Origin of the sequence: Streptococcus mitis bv. 2 str. SK95, assembly GCF_000222705.1 — a bacterium.
Lineage (GTDB): Bacteria > Bacillota > Bacilli > Lactobacillales > Streptococcaceae > Streptococcus > Streptococcus mitis_AY.
Genome location: NZ_AFUB01000057.1, coordinates 20,883 through 42,291, shown reverse-complemented (window position 1 = coordinate 42,291; position 21,409 = coordinate 20,883). Strand labels below are relative to the sequence as shown.

General features: G+C 42.2%; 23 protein-coding genes. All 23 read right to left on the bottom strand.

What is annotated here, in order from left to right; genetic code table 11:
• Nucleotides 1-24: 24 nt before the first annotated feature.
• On the bottom strand, nt 25-1,275 hold the full coding sequence (gene ilvA / locus HMPREF9965_RS11280) for a threonine ammonia-lyase IlvA (RefSeq protein WP_000947307.1): 1,251 nt from the start codon (nt 1,273-1,275) through the stop codon (nt 25-27).
• Nucleotides 1,276-1,354: 79 nt separating this feature from the next.
• The gene (gene ilvC / locus HMPREF9965_RS11275; protein ID WP_000290683.1) at nt 1,355-2,377 is read right to left on the bottom strand and encodes a ketol-acid reductoisomerase; all 1,023 of its coding nucleotides are present in this window, start codon (nt 2,375-2,377) and stop codon (nt 1,355-1,357) included.
• Nucleotides 2,378-2,442: 65 nt separating this feature from the next.
• Nucleotides 2,443-2,919, bottom strand: a complete 477-nt coding sequence (gene ilvN, locus HMPREF9965_RS11270) for an acetolactate synthase small subunit (protein WP_001253806.1) — start codon at nt 2,917-2,919, stop codon at nt 2,443-2,445.
• On the bottom strand, nt 2,912-4,612 hold the full coding sequence (locus HMPREF9965_RS11265) for an acetolactate synthase large subunit (RefSeq protein WP_000411729.1): 1,701 nt from the start codon (nt 4,610-4,612) through the stop codon (nt 2,912-2,914). The genes ilvN and HMPREF9965_RS11265 overlap by 8 nt, the downstream gene beginning before the upstream one ends.
• 263 nt (nt 4,613-4,875) lie before the next feature.
• Nucleotides 4,876-6,957 carry an elongation factor G gene (gene fusA, locus HMPREF9965_RS11260; RefSeq protein ID WP_000090337.1) on the bottom strand — a complete coding sequence of 694 codons (2,082 nt, stop codon included), beginning with the start codon at nt 6,955-6,957 and terminating at the stop codon, nt 4,876-4,878.
• A 387-nt stretch (nt 6,958-7,344) separates the two neighbouring features.
• Nucleotides 7,345-7,815 (bottom strand): 30S ribosomal protein S7, encoded by a 471-nt coding sequence (gene rpsG, locus HMPREF9965_RS11255; RefSeq protein WP_000087874.1) that lies wholly within the window; start codon nt 7,813-7,815, stop codon nt 7,345-7,347.
• Between the two features lie 19 nt (nt 7,816-7,834).
• Nucleotides 7,835-8,251 carry a 30S ribosomal protein S12 gene (gene rpsL / locus HMPREF9965_RS11250; protein ID WP_001142333.1) on the bottom strand — a complete coding sequence of 139 codons (417 nt, stop codon included), beginning with the start codon at nt 8,249-8,251 and terminating at the stop codon, nt 7,835-7,837.
• A 317-nt stretch (nt 8,252-8,568) separates the two neighbouring features.
• A complete protein-coding gene (locus HMPREF9965_RS11245) occupies nt 8,569-9,168 on the bottom strand; it encodes a response regulator transcription factor (protein ID WP_000772056.1) in 600 nt (199 codons plus the stop codon).
• Between the two features lies 1 nt (nt 9,169).
• A complete protein-coding gene (locus HMPREF9965_RS11240; protein ID WP_000890230.1) occupies nt 9,170-10,267 on the bottom strand; it encodes a sensor histidine kinase in 1,098 nt (365 codons plus the stop codon).
• Nucleotides 10,268-10,271: 4 nt separating this feature from the next.
• Nucleotides 10,272-11,006 (bottom strand): ABC transporter permease, encoded by a 735-nt coding sequence (locus HMPREF9965_RS11235; RefSeq protein ID WP_000794227.1) that lies wholly within the window; start codon nt 11,004-11,006, stop codon nt 10,272-10,274.
• Between the two features lie 12 nt (nt 11,007-11,018).
• The gene (locus HMPREF9965_RS11230) at nt 11,019-11,894 is read right to left on the bottom strand and encodes an ABC transporter ATP-binding protein (protein ID WP_000216043.1); all 876 of its coding nucleotides are present in this window, start codon (nt 11,892-11,894) and stop codon (nt 11,019-11,021) included.
• Nucleotides 11,881-12,075 carry a hypothetical protein gene (locus tag HMPREF9965_RS11225; RefSeq protein ID WP_000709164.1) on the bottom strand — a complete coding sequence of 65 codons (195 nt, stop codon included), beginning with the start codon at nt 12,073-12,075 and terminating at the stop codon, nt 11,881-11,883. Before HMPREF9965_RS11225 ends, HMPREF9965_RS11230 begins: the two co-directional genes overlap by 14 nt.
• Nucleotides 12,072-12,278, bottom strand: a complete 207-nt coding sequence (locus HMPREF9965_RS11220) for a hypothetical protein (RefSeq protein WP_025170873.1) — start codon at nt 12,276-12,278, stop codon at nt 12,072-12,074. Before HMPREF9965_RS11220 ends, HMPREF9965_RS11225 begins: the two co-directional genes overlap by 4 nt.
• Before the next feature lie 122 nt (nt 12,279-12,400).
• On the bottom strand, nt 12,401-12,970 hold the full coding sequence (locus tag HMPREF9965_RS11215) for an SP0191 family lipoprotein (protein WP_000756546.1): 570 nt from the start codon (nt 12,968-12,970) through the stop codon (nt 12,401-12,403).
• 7 nt (nt 12,971-12,977) lie between these two features.
• A complete protein-coding gene (locus HMPREF9965_RS11210) occupies nt 12,978-14,645 on the bottom strand; it encodes a DAK2 domain-containing protein (RefSeq protein ID WP_000036652.1) in 1,668 nt (555 codons plus the stop codon).
• 2 nt (nt 14,646-14,647) lie between these two features.
• Nucleotides 14,648-15,013 carry an Asp23/Gls24 family envelope stress response protein gene (locus HMPREF9965_RS11205; protein ID WP_000216441.1) on the bottom strand — a complete coding sequence of 122 codons (366 nt, stop codon included), beginning with the start codon at nt 15,011-15,013 and terminating at the stop codon, nt 14,648-14,650.
• A 152-nt stretch (nt 15,014-15,165) separates the two neighbouring features.
• Nucleotides 15,166-15,354, bottom strand: coding sequence for a 50S ribosomal protein L28 (gene rpmB / locus HMPREF9965_RS11200; protein ID WP_001140948.1), 189 nt, complete (start codon nt 15,352-15,354; stop codon nt 15,166-15,168).
• A gap of 105 nt (nt 15,355-15,459) precedes the next feature.
• The gene (locus HMPREF9965_RS11195) at nt 15,460-16,134 is read right to left on the bottom strand and encodes a LiaF transmembrane domain-containing protein (RefSeq protein WP_000725754.1); all 675 of its coding nucleotides are present in this window, start codon (nt 16,132-16,134) and stop codon (nt 15,460-15,462) included.
• A 5-nt stretch (nt 16,135-16,139) separates the two neighbouring features.
• Nucleotides 16,140-16,586, bottom strand: a complete 447-nt coding sequence (locus HMPREF9965_RS11190; RefSeq protein WP_000776576.1) for a LytTR family DNA-binding domain-containing protein — start codon at nt 16,584-16,586, stop codon at nt 16,140-16,142.
• A 113-nt stretch (nt 16,587-16,699) separates the two neighbouring features.
• Nucleotides 16,700-17,203, bottom strand: a complete 504-nt coding sequence (locus tag HMPREF9965_RS11185) for a phosphatase PAP2 family protein (protein ID WP_000800919.1) — start codon at nt 17,201-17,203, stop codon at nt 16,700-16,702.
• 97 nt (nt 17,204-17,300) lie between these two features.
• Nucleotides 17,301-19,061 carry an ABC transporter ATP-binding protein gene (locus HMPREF9965_RS11180; RefSeq protein ID WP_000428265.1) on the bottom strand — a complete coding sequence of 587 codons (1,761 nt, stop codon included), beginning with the start codon at nt 19,059-19,061 and terminating at the stop codon, nt 17,301-17,303.
• Nucleotides 19,051-20,820, bottom strand: a complete 1,770-nt coding sequence (locus tag HMPREF9965_RS11175; protein WP_000731800.1) for an ABC transporter ATP-binding protein — start codon at nt 20,818-20,820, stop codon at nt 19,051-19,053. The genes HMPREF9965_RS11180 and HMPREF9965_RS11175 overlap by 11 nt, the downstream gene beginning before the upstream one ends.
• A complete protein-coding gene (locus HMPREF9965_RS11170; RefSeq protein ID WP_000360514.1) occupies nt 20,804-21,265 on the bottom strand; it encodes a MarR family winged helix-turn-helix transcriptional regulator in 462 nt (153 codons plus the stop codon). The genes HMPREF9965_RS11175 and HMPREF9965_RS11170 overlap by 17 nt, the downstream gene beginning before the upstream one ends.
• Nucleotides 21,266-21,409: the final 144 nt, after the last annotated feature.

The following is a 21,409-nucleotide window of genomic DNA, read 5'->3' as shown; positions in this document are numbered from 1 at the left end:
AAATAATATGATAGCAAATTTATTTTAGACTAGCATATTATACAAAGTCTCATTTCCGTTCAGATTGATATAAGATGGGTCAAACTTTTCCATCCGATGAATCAAGCCAGCATAATCATGCTTATTGGCGAGAGCAATCCCAATCAATACCGGCCCTGTCCCCTTGCTGGCTCGTTTGATATACTCAAAACGAGTGATGTCATCATTTGGTCCCAAGATGTCATTTACAAACTCCCGTAGAGCTCCTGGACGTTGTGGGAAATTGACTACAAAGTAATGCTTGATGCCATCATAAATCAAGGCACGTTCTTCCATCTCTGGCATACGGTTGATATCGTTATTTCCCCCAGAAATGATACAGCAAATCGTCTTGCCTTTGATATAGTCTGATAGAACTTCCAAGGCTGCAATGCTGGCCGCTCCAGCAGGTTCGGCGACAATCCCTTGCTTAGAATAAAGATCAATCAAGGTCTCCGAAATCAAACCCTCATCTACTCCAATAAGTGTTTCAACATTCTTACGTGTCGCTTCATAGGTCAACTGCCCAACTTTCTGCACAGCTATTCCATCAGCAAACTTATCAATTTCTTTGAGCTTAACTGGTCCCCCAGCTTCAAAGGCAGCTTTCATCGAACGAGCTCCATTAGCTTCTACACCAATTACTTCGATAGCGGGATTGGTTTCTTTGATATAGGTCGAAACCCCTGCAATCAGTCCGCCACCACCTACCGGAACTAGTACTGTATCAAAATCAATAGACTCTTTACGGGCTTCTTCAAGAATTTCGTAGGCCACAGTTCCTTGACCGGCCTGTACATGCGCATCATCAAAAGGATCGATAAAGGTTCTATTTTCTGAAACGGTAAATTCTTGTGCTGCCTTAGCAGAAGCATCAAAGGTATCCCCAACCAATTTGATTGTCACAAACTCTCCACCGAAAAAGCGAACCTGCCCAATCTTTTGTTGCGGTGTTGTGATGGGCATAAAGATCGTTGCAGGAATCTTCATCTCATTACAGGTATAGGCGACACCTTGGGCATGATTTCCCGCAGAGGCACAGACTACACCACGCTCACGTTCTTCTTTTGACAGTTGAGAAATGGCATAATAAGCTCCGCGAATTTTAAAAGAGCGAACTCGTTGCGCATTCTCCTTTTTTAAATAGATTTTAGCTCCATATTTCTCTGATAAATAATGATCATATTCTAGCGGTGTATTGACTACTACACCACTTAAAACTTTGTGGGCTTTCACCACATCTTTTGCACTTAGCATTGTCTCCTCCTCAAATACTTTTTAAGATAAAAAGCGAGTTAGGTACCCCCAACTCGCCTTCTGTTTTTCTTCACAAGAATTAGTTGTAGATTTTGAATGCGTCGTCGTCGTTTTTACCAACGAATGGCATTGCTTTACGCAATTCAGCACCAACTTTTTCAATTTCAAGGTTAGCTGCTTGTTCACGGTAAGCTGTGAGTTTTGGACGACCAGCCTTATAGTCATTTACAAAGTCATTTGCAAATTTACCATTTTGGATATCTGCAAGAACTGCTTTCATGTTTTCTTTAACTTGCTCAGTAATCACACGTGGACCTGATACATAGTCACCGTATTCAGCAGTGTTTGAAATAGATTGACGCATTTTCTTGAATCCACCTTCATAGATCAAGTCAACGATCAATTTCATTTCATGAAGAACTTCAAAGTAAGCCAATTCTGGGGCATAGCCTGCTTCTGTCAAGACTTCAAAACCTGCTTCGATAAGGGCAGTCAAACCACCACAAAGTACGGCTTGTTCACCAAACAAATCTTCTTCAGTTTCTTCTTTATAAGTTGTTTCAAGCAAACCAACACGAGCTGCCCCAACACCTTTACACCAGTCCATAGCAATGTTTTTCGCATTTCCTGTGGCGTCTTGGTAGACTGCATAAAGAGCTGGAACACCAAATCCTTCTTCATAAGTACGGCGCACCAAGTGTCCTGGCCCTTTAGGAGCACACATGAAGACATCTACATCTGCAGGAACTTTGATAAATTCAAAGTGAATGTTGAAACCATGAGCAAATCCAACTGCATTTCCAGCTTCCAAGTTTGGAGCGATTTCTGCTTCGTACAATTCTTGTTGAATTTCGTCTGGTGCCAAGATCATGATAACGTCAGCCAACTTAGTTGCTTCTGCTACTGTGTACGTGTCAAAGCCATCTTCTTTTGCTTTGTCAAAAGATTTACCTGGACGCACACCGATGATGACATCACGACCTGAGTCACGCAAATTTTGCGCATGCGCATGTCCTTGTGAACCATAACCGATAACGGCGATTTTTTTACCGTCAAGCGCTGCTACTTTAACATCTTTTTCGTATTCCATTTGAACTGCCATAGTTTTTCTCTCTTTTCTATTATTTATTGCCTCTTAGGCGATTTTACCAAATTTAAGCTGGATTTTTAATCGCGGGTAAATCCAGTTGCACCCGTACGAGCGATATTTTTAATACCGTATGGTCGAATCACTCGCAATAAAGCTTCACTCTTTTCAGCATTTCCCGTCATCTGAATAGTGATGGAGCTTGGAGCCACATCTACTACCGTTGCACGGAAAGGTTGGATAATAGCCAAGATTTCTGCACGCTTTTCAGCAGGAGCAGATACCTTCACCAAGATAACTTCTCTTTCCAAGTGTGGTTTATCTGTGATATCTCGAATGCGAATCACATCAATCTGACGATTGAGTTGCTTGATAATTTGCTCCACTTCATCATGAGAAGCCACATCAATAATGATGGTAATCCGTGATACATCAGGATTCTCTGTCGCACCAACTGAGATACTCTCAATGTTGACCTGACGACGAGAAAGGACACCTGTAAAGCGATTGAGGACTCCTGAACGATTTTGTAGTTTTGCTGTTAACATTCTACGCATGGAACTTCACCCCCAACATCTCATGATTGCTCTTACCGGCTGGTACCATTGGTAAAACTTGTTCCTTACGAGAAATATCCACCTCGATAAACATCGGCACATCTTCCAGAATGACTTCTAAATCCTTCTCTATCGTCTCTGGATTATCAAATTTATAATTTTTGATGCCGTAAGCCTGTGCCATCAGCTGGAAGTCTGGAAGTGTATCAAAGACTGATTCGGAAGTTCTACCCTCATAGAAGGATTCCTGCCACTGACGGACCATTCCTAGGGAGTGGTTATTCAACATGACAACCTTAATCGGCACCTTGTAGATGTTTAGGATAGCTAGTTCTTGGTTGGTCATTTGGAAGCCACCGTCACCGACAAAAAGGATAACTTCTTTTTCTGGATTGGCAATCTTGGCTCCGATAGCTGCAGGAACTCCGAATCCCATGGTACCCAAACCACCTGAAGTGACTAACTGACGCTCATTTTGGTAAGGATAATACTGAGCCGTCCACATTTGGTGTTGTCCTACGTCTGTGACAACAATGGCATCTCCATTCGTCAACTCGCCGATGCGTTCAATAACGGCCTGAGGTTGAACCACACGTTCTTTCTTATCATAAGAACGAACGCGGTTCTTGTCCTTGGTGACTTTGTCAATCCACTTTTCAGTATTGTTATGAACAGTTGGTTCTGCTAAAAGCATCTGCAAGGCTTTCTTAGCGTCCCCAACCACTGGAATATCTGCACTGATAATCTTACCAATCTCAGCTGGGTCAATGTCAATATGAGCAACCTTAGCATTCTTAGCAAAGGTCTTAGGATTGCCAGTCAGGCGGTCATCGAAACGGCAACCAATACTAATCATAAAGTCCGCTTCGGTCATTGCAATGTTGGCCGCGAAAGAACCGTGCATACCTCCCATTCCTAGGAAGAGCGGATGGCTAGTCGCAATCGTACCTTGCCCTAAAAGACTGGTCACCACTGGAATTTGGTAACGTTCAGCAAATTCATTGAGCTCGGCAGCTGCTTCTGCATAACTAACCCCACCACCAGCTAGCAATACGGGTTTTTTAGCCTTTGACAATTGTTTCAAGATTTTCTTGATTTGCATGTCATTCGGATCAAGCGTTGGTTGGTAACTTGGTAAATTCACCTCTGGTGAATAGATGAAATCTGTCTCTAGAGCTGATACATCCTTTGGCAAGTCAATTACAACTGGACCTGGACGACCAGTCGTTGCGATATGCACAGCTTCCGTAATGATACGAGGAATGTCAGCCGTTTCACGGACTTGGTAATTGTACTTGGTAATGGGCATGGTAATACCGACAATATCCGCCTCCTGAAAGGCATCCTTCCCAATGCCTGCTCGAGCGACTTGTCCCGTAAAGACCAAGAGGGGAACGCTATCGCTCATGGCATCCGCGATTCCTGTAATGGCATTTGTTGCTCCTGGTCCACTCGTGACGACGGCAACGCCCAATTTTCCAGTTGATTTGGCATAACCTTCAGCTTCATGTAAACACCCTTGCTCATGGCGACCTAAGATGTGGCGTATACCTTTGAAATTATAAATCGCATCATATAAAGGCAAGACAGCCCCACCAGGATAACCAAATATGGTATCAATTCCTAAATCACGGAGGGTTTCCAAAACTAGATCCGATCCCGTCTTAGGAGCGTCTAAACTGATTTTCTCCATTGTTCCCCTTTCTCTTCTCTTAAAAATAGCTTGTTACTATCATACCATTTTTTCAAAAATTTTAAAGACAAAAGAAGCAATTTTCTGAATTTTCTATCTAAACGTGTTTTTATGAATGTTTTTCCTATTTTTATAAATATGAATAGGGAATTGAACGATTTTATTACTACCAAATTTAGTTTAGGGTATATTTTTCTAACCTTCCTTGATATAGAACATAAAAAGGAAGCCACTAAGTGACTTCCTTCTAGAGTGAGGACTGATTAGTCTTCACCTTTGTTTTTCTTAATGATTTCTTCTTGTACTGACTTAGGTACATCTTCGTAGTGGTCAAATACCATCATGAATGTACCACGTCCTTGAGATGCAGAACGAAGAACTGTTGCGTAACCGAACATTTCAGCAAGTGGAACGTAAGCACGAACGATTTGGCTGTTACCGTGTGCTTCCATACCATCAACACGTCCACGACGAGCAGTTACGTGACCCATAACATCACCAAGGTTTTCTTCAGGAACAGTGATGGTTACAAGCATCATTGGCTCAAGGATAGCTGGTTGTGCAGTCTTAGCAGCTTCTTTAAGAGCAAGTGAAGCCGCGATCTTGAAGGCAGTTTCAGATGAGTCGACATCGTGGTATGAACCATCGTAAAGTTTAGCTTTAACGTCAACCATTGGGTAACCTGCAAGAACACCGTTAGCCATAGATTCTACCAAACCTTTTTCAACCGCTGGGATAAATTCACGAGGAACCACACCACCGACGATTGCGTTTTCGAATTCGAATCCTTTACCTTCTTCGTTTGGACTAAACTCAATCCATACATCACCAAATTGACCTTTACCACCAGACTGACGTTTGAAGAATCCACGTGCTTGAGTAGAAGCGCGGAATGTTTCACGGTAAGATACTTGAGGAGCACCTACGTTCGCTTCAACTTTAAACTCACGACGCATACGGTCAACAAGGACGTCAAGGTGAAGTTCACCCATACCTGAGATAACTGTTTCACCAGTTTCAACGTTTGTCTCAACGCGGAATGTTGGATCTTCTTCAGCCAATTTTTGAAGGGCGATACCCATCTTATCTTGGTCAGCTTTAGATTTTGGCTCAACCATCAACTGGATAACTGGTTCTGGAACGTGGATTGACTCAAGGATGATTTTAGCTTTTTCATCTGTCAATGAATCACCAGTAGTTGTATCCTTCAAACCAATAGCAGCTGCAATATCACCAGCATAAACAGTTTCGATTTCTTGACGACTATTGGCATGCAATTGCACAAGACGTCCGATACGTTCACGTTTACCTTTAGAAGTGTTCATTACGTAAGAACCTGATTGAAGAACACCTGAGTATACACGGAAGAATGTCAAACGACCTACAAATGGGTCTGTTGCAATCTTGAAGGCAAGAGCTGCGAATGGCTCTTCGTCAGATGCTGGACGAGTTTCTTCTTCGTCTGTATCTGGGTTGATACCTTTGATTGCTGGGATGTCAAGTGGGCTTGGAAGGTAGTCGATAACCGCATCAAGCATCAATTGAACACCCTTGTTCTTGAAGGCAGAACCACACAATACTGGGAAGAATTCAACGTTGATAGTTGCTTTACGGATAGCAGCTTTCAATTCTTCGTTAGTGATTTCTTCACCTTCAAGGTATTTCATCATCAAGTCTTCATCAGTTTCAGCAACTGCTTCAACCAATTTTTCACGGTATTCTTGAGCTTGGTCAAGGTATTCAGCTGGAATATCTTCTTCAAGGATATCTGTACCAAGGTCGTTAGTATAGATTTCAGCTTTCATCTTGATCAAGTCGATGATACCACGGAAGTCATCTTCAGCACCAATTGGCAATTGGATTGGGTGTGCGTTTGCTTGAAGACGGTCGTGAAGTGTGCTTACTGAGTAAAGGAAGTCAGCACCGATTTTGTCCATTTTGTTAGCAAATACGATACGTGGAACTCCGTACTCAGTTGCTTGACGCCAAACTGTTTCAGTTTGAGGCTCAACACCTGATTGTGAGTCAAGAACAGTAACCGCACCGTCCAATACACGAAGAGAACGTTGTACTTCGATTGTGAAGTCCACGTGTCCTGGTGTGTCGATGATGTTTACGCGGTGGTTGTTCCATTGAGCTGTTGTCGCAGCAGATGTGATTGTGATACCACGTTCTTGCTCTTGCTCCATCCAGTCCATTTGTGACGCACCTTCGTGAGTTTCACCGATTTTGTGGATTTTACCAGTGTAGTAAAGAATACGCTCAGTAGTTGTTGTTTTACCAGCATCGACGTGAGCCATGATACCGATATTACGAGTTTTTTCAAGTGAAAATTCGCGTGCCATGAGGTTAGTTTCTCCTATTTTTTATTTTACAATCTATTATAACATTATTTAGAAAAAACGGATAGGCAGGACCTACCCGTTCTCAATGTTTATCTTGTTTTTGTTGGTTTCAACTTACGAGCTGGTAAGTTGAATTGAACTCGGGCTATAGTTAGCCGATTTGATCTGGAACGGGATGCTGGGTGAAAAAGATAAACTTCCTTGTATTCATCGAATACTGCGTCAGTTTCCTATTTTCACTATGCATCCTTACCGTTCCTAGCATCATAATCTAGTTGAGCTCAAGCTAAAAGTCTGGAGAAAAAGATGAATCTCATTGGTTGCAATCGCAACCTGCTTTGATTCCCTATTTTCTCTGGGACTTTCTTAACGCTTTCGCATCCTATCTTACCAACGGAAGTGTGCGAAGGCACGGTTAGCTTCAGCCATACGGTGAGTGTCTTCACGTTTCTTAACTGCTGCACCAGTGTTGTTCGCAGCATCCATGATTTCTTTTGCAAGACGGTCTTGCATTGTGTGTTCACCACGAAGGCGAGCGATTGTTACCAACCAACGAAGTCCAAGTGTTGTACGACGTTCTGGACGAACTTCAACTGGGACTTGGTAGTTAGATCCACCAACACGACGTGCACGTACTTCAAGTACAGGCATGATGTTTTCCATAGCTGTTTCAAATACTTCAAGTGCATCGTTACCAGTAGCTTCTTTGATTTGCTCAAAAGCACCGTAAACGATTGAAGCAGCTGTACCACGTTTACCGTCAAGCATAACGCGGTTGATAAGACGAGTAACTAATTGTGAATTGTAAAGCGGATCTGGCAATACATCACGTTTTGGAGCTCTATTTTTACGACTCATTTCTCTTTATCCCCTTTCCTTATGCTTTTTTCGGACGTTTAGTACCGTATTTAGAACGGCCTTGTTTACGATCGTTAACACCTGCAGTATCAAGTGCACCACGGACGATATGGTAACGTACCCCTGGAAGGTCTTTTACACGTCCACCGCGAAGAAGCACCACGCTGTGCTCTTGCAAGTTGTGTCCGATACCCGGGATGTAGGCAGTAACTTCGATAAGGTTGCTCAAACGTACACGAGCGAATTTACGAAGGGCAGAGTTAGGTTTTTTAGGTGTCATTGTTCCAACACGAGTTGCTACACCACGTTTTTGTGGTGAAGAAACGTTTGTTTGAACTTTTTTATGACTGTTGTAACCAACGTTCAAAGCTGGTGATTTAGATTTTTCTACTTTTGATTTACGCGGTTTGCGAACCAATTGGTTAATTGTAGGCATCTACATTCTCCTGTGTTTTTTTATTTTTGGTGATGATACACTTGGTGACAGCTACCATCTGTGTGTACTTTTGCAACATTTGTCAGCACGTCCCTGTACACTTTTGAGAGACCAAAAGTAAAAAGTACCGTCTATTATTGTAACACAATTTTTCCTTCATTGTCAAGATATTTTTCATTTTTATTCTGATCTTTTAACTCTTTGACACTAGTTCTTACCGCTTTTCTAAACCAGAAAAGGAGGCAAAATTGCCTCCTCCTTTCTTGTATGGATTTCCTTCGATTAAGCATTCGTTTGGGATATTTTTATCTTTCTTATCAAAGCCAACCAGATTCTTTTGCGATGTTGGCTGCCTCTGTTCGATTACCAGCATCTAGTTTCGAAAGAATATTGGTGACATAGTTTCGGACGGTTCCATTTGATAGATAGAGCTGATCTGCGATTTCTTGGTTAGACAAGCCCTGAGCGATTCCCTTTAAAACAGCGATTTCTTGCTCTGTTAACGGATTGGGGTGCGTCATCACCACTTCCATCAATTCAGGCGAATATTCCTTGCGTCCTTCGAGAACAGTATGCAAGGTTTGCATGAGGTCTGCAATGCTTCTTTCTTTTAAGACATAAGCATCCACTCCAGCCTTGACCGCACGTTCAAAATATCCGGGGCGCTTGAAGGTCGTCACCACAACCACCTTTGTTTCTAGCTTTTCTGCTCGTATCCACTCCAAGACTTCGAGGCCGGTCTTAACAGGCATTTCTACGTCAAGAATGGCGATATCCACAGACTCTTTTGCTAAGAGTTGGATTGCTTCTTGGCCATCCTTGGCTTGTAGGACAGAATCTACATCTGGTTGAAAGGTAAGCAACTGGCACATAGCATCTCGCAACATACTTTGATCTTCTGCAACAAGTAATTTCATCTTAGTTTCTCTCCTTATAAGGTAGCCGAACCTGCACTTCAGTCGGATGTTTCTGACTGATCACCTTCACTTCTCCTGAAAAAGGAAGGACACGGTCTCGAACAGTATGGAGTTCATCTCCTTTTAGAGAAGCAAAGCCACAGCCATCATCTCTCACTGTTAGAATGAGTTCTTTCTCTGTCCGTTCTAATTTTAAGTAGGCTTTAGACGCTTTGGCGTGTTTGATGATATTGGTCACTAACTCAAGCAAAATCATGGAGGCTGTTGACTCTAATTCCTGAGTTAAGCTAGCTGTATCTAGTTGATTAGCTATTTCCACCTCAATTCCAGCAATTTCTAACATCTTTTTCAAAGTCTCTAGTTCTGATGTCAAAGTTCTAGACTTAAGATTTTCCACAATGGTTCGAACTTCACGCATTGATTCTTTGCTAATTTGCTGTATTTCTCTTAATTCCTTTTCCACCTGTGGATAAGCCTGCATCTGAAAAAGTTGGAGGGCAAGATCCGTCTTCACACTCAACATAGCAAATGTATGGCCTAGACTGTCATGGAGATCCTGACCGATACGATTGCGTTCATTTTCAGCCAAGAAAAGATTAAGCTTAGCATTTTGCTTTCTCTTTTCTTCTTTTATGTCCTCCGACAATCGAATTCGATAAAGACCAAAGGTCATTGCATCGGAAAAGATAAAGGTCACCAAGAAAAAGAGTAGCTGCCAGGGACTAACATGATTGACCATATAGATTCCGGTCAGAATGAACGGTTGCAGGACAATAAAACTGACAAAACGCCAAGAGTGAAAAGAAATCTCATCCAGCTCATAAATAAGGAGATTGGATAAATAGAAGATAAACCAGGTGAAACCCGAACTCAGCCAAACCGATGTATAAAAAATGTAGGCAAGCATGATCCACCAAGCCATCCACAGCACAGTGCGACTCTGACTGGCTAAAACCGAATAGAAGGCAAGTACAAATAGTAGGGTCCATAGCAAGGTTAAAAGCGGGTAATCTCCAACGATGACACCCGCTATAGGAAAGATGATAAACACTATTGAAATATGAAACATATAATGAATGTTTTTAAATTTTTCCAACATAGATTTATTTTACCTCAATCCTTTTTTTCAGCTGGATTACCAGTACACCAAAGAAAACTGTATAGCCTAGCACAACCAAGGCAGAAAGAATATTAAATTCATGGTGTTCCAAATAAGTAGAGACGACCTGCATCAGTTGATAGGTTGGAGTCAGCTTTCCAATAGATTGGAGCCATTCTGGGAAGGAATCCAAGGGGAACCACAGTCCACCTAGAACAGCCAAAGCAATATAGGCAATATTTCCAACAACCGTCATCAGTTGAGCACTGGGTAGCAAGCTCACCAAGACCCCCATGCTGATAAAGACCACGCTTCCGATCAGCAAAATAGCACCAATTACCATCCAGTCAAGCCAAGGCAGAGTCACTCCACGGACAAAATGACCAACTGAAAAGACAACTGTAATTGATAACAAGAAAGTCAGTAGGGTACTGAACAGTTTTGATACATAATATTCTACCATAGATACGGGAGAATGTTGAATCAATTTTTGCCAGTTGTTTGTCTTATCAGACTCGAGTGTGCTTGGGATACTGAAAAAAGCACTTGACATGATACTAAAGAGCGTCATGGCAAAAAGATAGGCTTGAAGAGCAATTTCTGGAATATCTGACCCTGACATCATACCAGAAAAGATAAGGTAAAACACACTTGGAAGTCCGATGGATAGCAAGTAGTAGACTGCTTGCCGTTTCATCAGAATGATTTCCACTTTCATGAGACTTGTCATATTTTTCATCGTCAATCTCCTTTAGTCTTGAGTCGTTTCGAAGATACTGTCTAAGAGAGTTCGATTGCGAACTTCAATTTCTTCGATCATGCAGCCCTGTTCTTGCAAGACTTTCCATACCTGGCTGGCTTCTTTGGTTGTGAAGGAAAGAGCATTTTGCTTGATTTCAAGCCCTTGAATCTGGTCCAAAGTGCTGATAACTTCCTGATAAGTTAGTGGTACCGTAAAATGTTTTTCTTGTTCTTCACCACGCATGGCATAAGGTGTCGTATCCCGGATCAATTCACCCTTGTGGAGGACCAAAATGCGGTCAGCCGTATGTTCTACCTCTTCGATATAGTGAGAAGAGTAGACAATGGTGACACCATTTTTCTTTAACTGATTGACAATTTCCCAAAAATGCTGACGTGTCGAGGTATCCATGGCAGCAGTTGGTTCGTCCAAAAATAGAATTTTCGGACGACCTATTAGTGCCAACACGAAAGAGAACAAACGTTTTTGCCCACCAGACAACTTGCCCGCTAGCTGATTTTTCTGTTTGTCCGAAAATCTCAGCAAGTCATCAATTTCTTGATTGGAGAGACTGTTTGGATAGATTGATTGAAAGAAGGATAAGAGTTCTTTCACTTTCAAGTCTTGAACCACCGTATTTTCTTGAGGTAAGATAGAAATAAGTTGCTTTAATCGAGGATCTGTTGGTGCAAAGCCTTGAATGGCTATTCGACCTGAGCTCATGAACTTGTCTCCCAAGAGGCAATCAATCAAGGTTGTTTTTCCTGCTCCGTTAGGCCCGATCAAGGCGACACATTCACCATCGTTGATTTCAAAAGAGATGTTCCGCAGGATTTCCTTGTCTTTTATTTTCTTACTTAATTTCTCAACTTTAATCACAGTCATGAGATTCTCCTTTCAACCACTTCATTCCCATAGGGAAAACAACGAAAATCATAAATCCAAAACCCCAAGCACCACGAATGAATTGGCCAAGCAAGGTTTGATCAAACCAACCAGTAAACATTTCCACTAACCATACCAAGAGTGACAGGCCGATAAAGAAATAAATGATTGCTTTTTTCATTCCTCAAACTCCTTTTTCACATCTCTGACCAATTTCAAACCTTCTCTGACAAGCCAAGACATCATTCCAAAGCCAGCAAAGAGCTCCCAAGGAAAATGATAGAAGCCTTCATCCAATCCTGAAAACATGAGATAAGTCATGACTCCTGCTGCTACTAAACTCATTGCGACAATCATTTTATTTTTCATTTCTTCTTCCTCCAGTTCCTACTTCAATTATAGCCTTTTGAAGTTAGCGGAGCTAGATGCTTCTGTCACTAGGAAATATGACAAATGTCATAAAAAAAAGAAAGTTGAAAAATCAACTTTCTTATTCAACGATATTTTTATACAGCAGAGGTTGTACTCTCTTCTTTGAAACCTTCAACTTTTAATCCAGCGATGAAAATATTAGGTTTTTTAAAATCTTCTACATCCTCCAGAAGATCCTTAAAATAATAAGTATTTTTAATCTTATCTACATTTGCCTTTTCAAAATCAAGACTAAGTATCGCTTTCCAGTTTTTGTCTTCTGTGACAAAATAGTCCATAGAAACCCCTGGTTCATCTTTAATTTCTAAATATTCTGGACTAGTAGCCATTTCCCCACGCAGAAGAGCTTGCAATTCCTCTGCACTCACTTCGGCAGGGATTTCATTTCCAAAATCACCCATCAGTTCCATCGTAAATTGTTTGACAACATCTGTGTAAACAACCATTATACGAGCATCGGTATCTGCGACTTTTCCTACAAAGACTTTGGTTGTTTCCTTGATTTCTTCTTTTACCTGACTGGACTGACTAGATGAATCAACCGAACTTGCTGTACTACTTGACTCTGTTGTTGCGGTATTGGTTTGACCACAGCCAGCAAGAGCAAGTAACGCTGCAAAAATCAATCCTAAAACTTTTTTCATAAATCTCCTATTCCACACTAAAAAGATATGGATATACAGGTTGTTGACCTTGGTGGATTTCGACTTCAACGTCTTCAAATTCTTCTGCGATTTCTTGGGCAATTTCATTGGCAAGTTCTTCGCTTCCGTCTTCACCGACATAGAAAGTCACGATTTCACTATCTTCGTCCAACATATGTTTCAAAGTTTCGGTCAAGGTTTGGTGCATGTCAGGGTTTGACACAAGGATTTTCCCATCTACCATACCAAGATTGTCATTTTCATGAATTTCCAAGCCATCGATAGTTGTATCACGAACGGCTGTTGTTACACTACCGCTGATAACATCACCAAGGGCTGAAGTCATGCGTTCTTGGTTTTCTTCGATTGATTTGCTTGGATCAAAGGCAAGAAGGCTCGTCAACCCTTGAGGAATTGTACGTGCTTCTACCACAACAGCAGGTTGTTCCAATACCTCTGCGGCAGATTGAGCTGCCATAAAGATATTTTTGTTGTTTGGCAAGAAGATGATGTTGCGAGCATTGACCTGTTCAACAGCCTTGATAAAGTCCTCTGTTGAAGGGTTCATCGTTTGACCACCTTCGATGACATAATCCACACCTTGAGCACGGAAGATATCTGCCAAGCCTTGACCAGCTACTACTGCGATAAGGGCATATTCCTTCTCTTCAGCTGGCTTGCTGACTTGTGCTGCTTCTTTTTCAACTTGTGCTTCGTGTTGGTTGCGCATGTTGTCCACTTTAACCTTGACCAAGCTACCATATTTAAGCCCTTCTTGCATGACAAGACCTGGATCTTCTGTATGGACGTGAACTTTGACAATCTCATCATCGTTGACGACAAGTAGAGAATCCCCTAGGTCATTCAAGTAGTTGCGGAATTCATCATAGTCAAAATCTTTGGCATAAGTTGGACCTTGTTTAAGGGCAACCATAATCTCCGTACAGTAACCAAATGTGATGTCTTCTGTTGCAACATGACCAGCTACAGACTTGTGGTGTTCAGCATTGATCATTTCACTCATGTTGGCAGGCGTTGCTACAAAGTCCTCAGAAGCGCTGTATTCACCAGTAAGAGCTGAAAGGAATCCTTCGTAGATGAAGACCAAACCTTGACCGCCTGAGTCTACCACACCAACTTCCTTAAGAACTGGAAGCATTTCCGGTGTCTTAGCTAGAGCCCTCTTAGCACCTTCTAAGGCTGCTTGCATGACCTCAACAGCATCATCTGTCTCCTCGGCTTTTTTCTTAGCCCCAATGGCCGCACCACGAGAAACTGTCAAAATAGTTCCCTCAACTGGTTTCATAACTGCTTTATAAGCTACTTCGACACCAGATTGGAAAGCAAGAGCCAAGTCTTGACCTGTTAACTCGTCTTTATCTTTGATAGCTTGGGAGAATCCACGGAAAAGTTGAGACGTGATAACTCCTGAGTTTCCACGCGCACCCATTAAGAGCCCCTTAGCAAGAATGCTCGCCACTTCTCCAACTGTAGAAGCTGGCTTGTCTGCTACTTCTTTAGCACCATTCTCGATGGTCATTCCCATGTTTGTCCCAGTATCTCCATCTGGAACTGGAAAGACGTTTAATGAGTTGACATATTCTGCTTGCTTATTCAAACGAGTTGATGCAGCCTGCACCATCTCTTGAAATAAGCTGGTAGTAATTTTTGACACGATTATTCTCCTACAACTTTGATATTTTGAATGTAGACATTCACAGTCTGAGCAGTGATTCCTAGTTGGTTTTCCAAACTAAAACGAACACGCTCTTGGATGTTTTTTGAGACTTCACTAATTTTTGTTCCGTAGCTCAAGACGGTATAAACATCAACTGCAATGCTGCCATCTTCGGCTGCCTTCACGACAACACCTTTTGCATAATTTTCCTTACCAAGAAGGGCTTGGAAATTATCTTTGAGGGTATTTTTGCTAGCCATACCGACCACACCAAAAATCTCAGTTGCTGCACCGCCTACAACGGTTGCAATCACTTCATCTGTCAGTTCGATTTGACCATCTTTTGTATTAATTTTTACAGTCATTTTTTTTACCTCAACTAGTTGATACTCTATTTTATCATATTTCATTCCAAGTGTAAAAGCAGAATGCTGTATCGGCAGATATTTACTCTATTTTTCAAATGGTTTTATCTATAGAGCAAAAGAAAAAGACCAGTTAGGTCTTTTCATTTTTATTAAACGCGTTCAACTTTACCTGATTTCAAAGCACGAGCTGAAGCCCAAACTTTTTTAGGTTTACCATCAATAAGAACAGTAACTTTTTGAAGGTTTGGTTTTACGGCACGTTTTGTTTGGTTCATCGCGTGTGAACGGTTGTTTCCAGATACAGTCTTACGACCTGTAAAGTAACATACTTTAGCCATTATGTTTTCCTCCTATTAGATCTAATATAGCGGATGTGCTAGCACCACATACCGTACTATGTTATCACACTTTCTTGAATTTATCAAGAGAATTAAAATATTTTTTTATTTGACGTAAACAACACCAAGTTTACCAAAAGCGACTTCTCCACGGATAATCAAGGTTTTGTTAGTCGGCGCTACAGGAGCGTCCGCCTTGGCTGCACCAAAGGATGTTTCTACTTTCAAGTCTACACGCCAGTGTTGTGGAACATAGACAGTTGCATTACCAAAAGCCACTTCGATATTCAGAGTGGCAAAATCACCTAACATCTCTGCGTTATCATAGTAGATTTTTGCGTCACCAAAAGCGACTTCCACCTGATCGTCGACAAGATCTTGATCTTGTTTATAGAAGGTTCCACTACCAAAAGCGACTTCCTTATCCGTGATGACTGTTCGCTCACCACTGTACCACCATTTTTTGCCATACCAAAACTTACTTGAGTGAGTGAGATAGCCGACACCTAGCACTGCTAAGATGCTAGCCCAAAACAAGGACTGGTTTGGAATAGGAAAAATTTTATAAAAATGATTCGCAATCATTAAGGCTACTAGAGCGGTAAAAACTGCCGATGTCAGGTGACGACGAAGCAAAGCTTCAACTGATTGGTAGGCAAAAAAGACGATACCAAGTAAAGGCCATATTTTACCATCCAAAGAAGGAATGCCAAAATTTCCTTGCAGCAAGATCCAAGCTGCTAAAACCAATAAAACAATACCAAATGCTTTCTTTTTCATGTTTTTTACCTCATGTTTCTTAGATTTTCTTTTAGGAGGGATTGGTAATGCCGTGAGACATGAACCTCCTTGTGCGTCTGATAAAAGGAAATGGTGCCCGTTCCTGAAAAGGACTTGTCCACTGAGTAAATCTGACGGATGTTTGCGATAGTTGACTTGGACACTCGACTAAAATAACGAGGCAAGATGGACTCCAACTCATAGAGTTTGAGGCGAACCTCATAGGCTTCCTTATGGGTATGGGCGTAGATTTTGCTACCATCCGTTTCAAAGAAGAGAATCTCTGATAGGTCTAGATAATATTCACCTGTCCCCTTGTAAAAAATCAACCTCGGAGCTGTCGACTCCTGCAAGAGCCGTTGCAAGTCCGCAATTTCATCTGTCAAAGCAGGGGTCTTGATGACAATTTCAGTTTCTTCTAAATTGTCGTCAATCTCAATTCGTAACTTCATCACATCTCCTTTCTGACTCTACTATATCAAAGCTGAATTAGGAAAACAAGGGCAAAAAAGCAAGTGGTCAATATGAAGCAGTAAGTGGTTGTAAGACTAGCTTGACTTACATGTCAGAATAGGAAGAAAAGGAACCCCCACATGAGACCACAAGCGTAACCAACGAGCACATCCTTGGGATAATGAACACCACCTAGCACTCGAACTAAGGCTAAGATTCCTGAGCAAAAGAGCAAGATAGCTCCTATCAAAGTCCAAGCATGGAAACAGGCCATGGAGATGATAGTTGCCGAAAAGACATGGCGACTGGGCATCGACCGTCCCGAGCTATCCTTATCAAGAAGGGGACGGATGTTCCAAGTTTCATAAGGTCGCGGGTGATTAATTTTCTTACGAAACAGTGATAACATCACAAAGCCTGTTGCAGGGATAAGCACATAAACCCCAACTTGCTGACTAAGTCCTAGTTGCAGGTAAGTGGTGACTAGCAAGATCAGATAGACCAGGGGCATGGCGACTGTCATCAAACGATTGAAACTGCGTAGTAGAAATAAAAGAGGGGGATGGCTGGTGAGTCTGGAGCTGATATTTTGATACCATTCTTGATAATTTTTCATTTATACTTCTCATTCATTACCTTGTTTTCGTCTACAGGTGAGACGTTTGTCTTCTAGTATAGTGCAGAAAAAGAAGGCCGTCAAGCCTTCTTTAGATTTATTCTTCTGCTTCGTCTTCTGTAAACTGGCTATTGTACAAGTCAGCGTAGAAGCCGCCTTGCGCCATCAGTTCCTCGTGATTGCCTTGCTCGATGATATTCCCATCTTTCATGACAAGAATCAAATCAGCATTTCGGATAGTGGACAAGCGGTGGGCGATGACAAAGGAAGTTCGACCCTCCATCAAACGGTCCATGGCTTTTTGGATCAATTCCTCTGTCCGTGTGTCAACAGAAGAAGTCGCTTCATCCAAAATCAAGAGCGGTGCATCCTTGAGAAGAGCACGAGCGATGGTCAAGAGCTGTTTTTGTCCAACAGACAAGGTTACGGTGTCATCCAAAATAGTATCGTAACCATCTGGCAAGGTCATGATAAAGTGGTGGATTCCCACAGCCTTGCTAGCTTCCATCATTCGTTCATCACTGATGCCCGTTTGATTGTAGATGAGATTTTCTCGAATGGTTCCTTCAAAGAGCCAAGTATCTTGCAAGACCATTGAAAAGGCATCGTGTACTTCTGAGCGCTTCATATCCTTGGTATCGACACCATCGATACGGATACTTCCCTTATCAATCTCATAGAACTTCATCAAAAGATTGACAATGGTTGTCTTACCAGCTCCAGTCGGCCCAACGATAGCGACCTTCTGGCCTGCATGAGCTGTCGCAGAAAAGTCATGGATGATGGTGCGTTCTGGTGTATAACCAAAGGATACGCGATCAAAGACCACTTCTCCTCTCATGCCAGTCAATTGTCTTTCCTTATGGGATTCATCCTGCATCTCAGCTTCACCTAGAAATTCAAAGACACGTCCCATGGCTGCACTCGCTTGTTGTAAGCTCGTAATCCCTTGGGCAATCTGTGACAGGGGTTGAGAGAAGGTCCGTACGTAAACCATAAAGGCTACAATAATCCCTATAGTGATATGCCCTTCTAGAGCAAGCGCGGCCCCAACGATGATGACCAAAACATAGCTAAAGTTTCCAACAAAGAACATGGCTGGCATCATGATACCAGAGATAAACTGAGATTTCCAGATGCTGTCGTGCAAGTTTTGGTTTAAACCTGCAAATCTCGCTTTGGAGGTGTCCACTGCGTTGTAGCTGGTCACTACATTGTGGCCAGAGTACATCTCTTCCACATAACCATTGACGGCTGCTAGATTATTTTGTTGGGCTTTAAAATAACCCTGTGACTTGGCCATAATTACTGAAACCGCCGCAAAACCAACAAACGTAGAAACAACCGTTACCAGAGCTAAAATCCAGTTCATACTAAACATGGTCACCAAAACAGCAATCAACAAGAAGCTGGCTGAGATAACTGTTCCGAGACTTTGGTTGAGAGATTGCGCCGCCGTATCCACATCATTGGTCACACGAGATAGAGTGTCCCCTTGCGAATGACGATCAAAATAGCCAAGGGGCAAACGATTGATCTTTTCAGCGATTGCTGTCCGCAAGCGTTTTGAAAAATGTTGGATACTTGTTGAAAAGATATAGGCCTGTGTATAGTTAAGGATAGCACCAAGTACATAGAGAATCACTAAAAAGCTAGCAATACTTGAAACAGCCTCTAAATCAATTCCTGCCATCAAACCATCTGAAATCAAGTTGGTAATTTCCTTAATCTTGGTTGGTCCATAAACAGTGATGATGCTTGAACATACAGCTGCTACAACCGCTACTAGTAGGGGAATTTGGAGACCTGCTAGAAAAGGTTTATAATATTTCCCAAAAGACATTTTCTTATTTTCCATGTTCCAATTCCTCCTTCGATAGTTGTGAGTAGGCAATTTCTTGGTAGACTTCGTTGGTAGCTAGAAGTTCCTTATGGGTGCCTTGTCCCACGACTTTTCCTTGATCCAAGACTAAGATCAGGTCAGCATCCATAATGGTAGAAATCCGCTGCGCTACGATAAGCTTGGTCATGGATTTTGTTTTCTCAGCTAGCTCTTGGCGTAGGACACGATCTGTCTTGTAGTCCAAGGCTGAGAAAGAGTCATCGAAGATGAGAATTTCTGGTTTACGAGACAAGGCACGCGCAATGGCCAAACGCTGTCTTTGTCCTCCTGAGAAGTTGGTTCCACCTTGAGCCACCTCTGAGTCCAGACCTGCTTCCTTGTCCTCGATGAAGCCTTTAGACTGGGCCAATTCAAGGGCTTGCCACATAGCAGCTTCGCTTAGAGGAGTTTCTTTGCTCTTACCAAAATCTAAGTTCTCCTTGACATCTCCAGAAAAGAGCACGGCTTTCTGCGGAATATAGCCGACCTTATTGCGCAGGTCTTCCAAGTCGTAATCTTGCACATTGACACCATCTACTAGGATTTGACCAGCTGATACATCGTAAAAACGAGGAATCAGATTGACCAAGGTAGATTTACCAGAACCAGTTGAACCGATAAAGGCAACTGTTTGACCCGCTTCGGCTTTAAAAGTAACATGTTCCACAACTGCTTCTGAGTTGTTAGAGTAGCGGAAGGTTACGTCACGGAATTCCACTTGTCCCTGAACTGAGGGATTCGCTGTCTGTGCATGACTAGGATTTTCAATAGAAGAATGCAGATCCAATACTTGATTGATACGTCCTGCCGAAACCAAGGTACGTGGAAGAACGATAAAGAGTGCTCCCATGAGAAGGAAGCCCATCACGACCTGCATGGCATAAGACATGAAAACCACCATATCACTAAAGAGCGGCAGACGTTCTGTCAAACTTGCCTCGTTGATGATATAGGCACCAATCCAATAAATAGCCAAGGTCAAACCGCTGGAAATCGCCATCATAATAGGATTCATAATCGCCATCAAACGGTTGACAAAGAGATTAAGTCGAGTCACCTCATCATTGGCCTCTTCGAATTTCTTGTCTTGATAATCTTCGGCGTTATAAGCACGCACCACTCGAATCCCTGTCAAACTTTCACGGGTGATGCTATTGAGTTTATCTGTCAATTTTTGAATGACAGATTGTTTTGGAAAGGCCAGAGTCATGAGAACAGTGGTCATCAAGACATTGACAATGACTGCCACCACTACTGCCCAGAGCCAGTATTCCGACTTCCCAAGGATTTTTCCAATAGCCCAGATGGCCATGATAGGCCCACGAGTCACTACCTGTAAGCCCATGGTAAAGAGCATCTGAATCTGAGTGATATCATTGGTCGTCCGAGTCAAAAGACTTGGGATTGAAAAACGTTTGATCTCTGTCTGCGAAAAATCCAAAACCTGATGAAATACATCAGTGCGTAGATGGGTTGTATAGGATGCTGCAACGCGAGCGGCAAAGAAACCAACCATAACAGATGAAAAGAAAGCCAATAAAGACAAACCAATCATCTTCGCAGCTGGTGACCAGAGTGCATCCAACTGCGTTCCAGACGTTCCGAGTAACTCTGTAATTTGTGAAATGTAGGTCGGTACCTCTAACTCGAGATAGACCGAGAAACAAGTGAAAAGAATCGTAAGGACAATCATCCCCCACTCTTTTCCTGTAATACGTTTAGCGAGTTTCTTCATTCTCTCCTCCTATCTTCTCAACATTTTCTTGCAACTGACCAAGAACCTTTTCAAAAATTGCCAAGTCTGACTTTGAAACCCCGTCTAGCAGACTCTGATCAATCCGATCAAAAAAAGCCTTAACTTCTTGCATCTGCGAACGCGATTTCTCCGTCAAGCGAACAAATTTTGCCCGCTTATCACTCGGGCTCGCCTCTAGCTCAACCAAACCATTTTGCACCATGCGCTTGACTAAATTACTCGCCACAGATTTGGTAATATTGAGTTCCTGCTCGATATCTTTAATCAGGACCAGTTCCTCTTTTTGCTCACAATGATCTAAAAAACGCAGAACTTGCCCTTGCGGTCCACCCATAAATTCAATGCCGCAACGCTTGGCTTCTTTCTGTACCATCAGGTGAACCTGGTGCCCAAAGCGTTTAAAAATCAACATCGGCTTGTCCATGATTGCTCCTTTCTCACGATTTTATATAGTTCTCTGGAGAACTATTCAGTTTCCATGAGAACTATTTTACCACTTTGAAAAGAGGTGTCAAGAAAAAAGTTTCCTAGAGAACTATTTTATTGATAAAAAATATCCCAAGCAAGT

Bases quoted from the DNA above. Each gene is read 5' to 3' on its own strand.
- ilvA (WP_000947307.1), bottom strand. From the start codon at position 1,275: ATGCTAAGTGCAAAAGATGTGGTGAAAGCCCACAAAGTTTTAAGTGGT.
- ilvC (WP_000290683.1), bottom strand. From the start codon at position 2,377: ATGGCAGTTCAAATGGAATACGAAAAAGATGTTAAAGTAGCAGCGCTT.
- ilvN (WP_001253806.1), bottom strand. From the start codon at position 2,919: ATGCGTAGAATGTTAACAGCAAAACTACAAAATCGTTCAGGAGTCCTC.
- HMPREF9965_RS11265 (WP_000411729.1), bottom strand. From the start codon at position 4,612: ATGGAGAAAATCAGTTTAGACGCTCCTAAGACGGGATCGGATCTAGTT.
- fusA (WP_000090337.1), bottom strand. From the start codon at position 6,957: ATGGCACGCGAATTTTCACTTGAAAAAACTCGTAATATCGGTATCATG.
- rpsG (WP_000087874.1), bottom strand. From the start codon at position 7,815: ATGAGTCGTAAAAATAGAGCTCCAAAACGTGATGTATTGCCAGATCCG.
- rpsL (WP_001142333.1), bottom strand. From the start codon at position 8,251: ATGCCTACAATTAACCAATTGGTTCGCAAACCGCGTAAATCAAAAGTA.
- HMPREF9965_RS11245 (WP_000772056.1), bottom strand. From the start codon at position 9,168: ATGAAATTACTTGTTGCAGAAGATCAAAGTATGTTGCGAGATGCTATG.
- HMPREF9965_RS11240 (WP_000890230.1), bottom strand. From the start codon at position 10,267: ATGTTGGAAAAATTTAAAAACATTCATTATATGTTTCATATTTCAATA.
- HMPREF9965_RS11235 (WP_000794227.1), bottom strand. From the start codon at position 11,006: ATGAAAAATATGACAAGTCTCATGAAAGTGGAAATCATTCTGATGAAA.
- HMPREF9965_RS11230 (WP_000216043.1), bottom strand. From the start codon at position 11,894: ATGACTGTGATTAAAGTTGAGAAATTAAGTAAGAAAATAAAAGACAAG.
- HMPREF9965_RS11225 (WP_000709164.1), bottom strand. From the start codon at position 12,075: ATGAAAAAAGCAATCATTTATTTCTTTATCGGCCTGTCACTCTTGGTA.
- HMPREF9965_RS11215 (WP_000756546.1), bottom strand. From the start codon at position 12,970: ATGAAAAAAGTTTTAGGATTGATTTTTGCAGCGTTACTTGCTCTTGCT.
- HMPREF9965_RS11205 (WP_000216441.1), bottom strand. From the start codon at position 15,013: ATGACTGTAAAAATTAATACAAAAGATGGTCAAATCGAACTGACAGAT.
- rpmB (WP_001140948.1), bottom strand. From the start codon at position 15,354: ATGGCTAAAGTATGTTACTTTACAGGTCGTAAGACTGTATCTGGAAAC.
- HMPREF9965_RS11195 (WP_000725754.1), bottom strand. From the start codon at position 16,134: ATGAAAAAGAAAGCATTTGGTATTGTTTTATTGGTTTTAGCAGCTTGG.
- HMPREF9965_RS11190 (WP_000776576.1), bottom strand. From the start codon at position 16,586: ATGAAGTTACGAATTGAGATTGACGACAATTTAGAAGAAACTGAAATT.
- HMPREF9965_RS11185 (WP_000800919.1), bottom strand. From the start codon at position 17,203: ATGAAAAATTATCAAGAATGGTATCAAAATATCAGCTCCAGACTCACC.
- HMPREF9965_RS11180 (WP_000428265.1), bottom strand. From the start codon at position 19,061: ATGGAAAATAAGAAAATGTCTTTTGGGAAATATTATAAACCTTTTCTA.
- HMPREF9965_RS11175 (WP_000731800.1), bottom strand. From the start codon at position 20,820: ATGAAGAAACTCGCTAAACGTATTACAGGAAAAGAGTGGGGGATGATT.
- HMPREF9965_RS11170 (WP_000360514.1), bottom strand. From the start codon at position 21,265: ATGGACAAGCCGATGTTGATTTTTAAACGCTTTGGGCACCAGGTTCAC.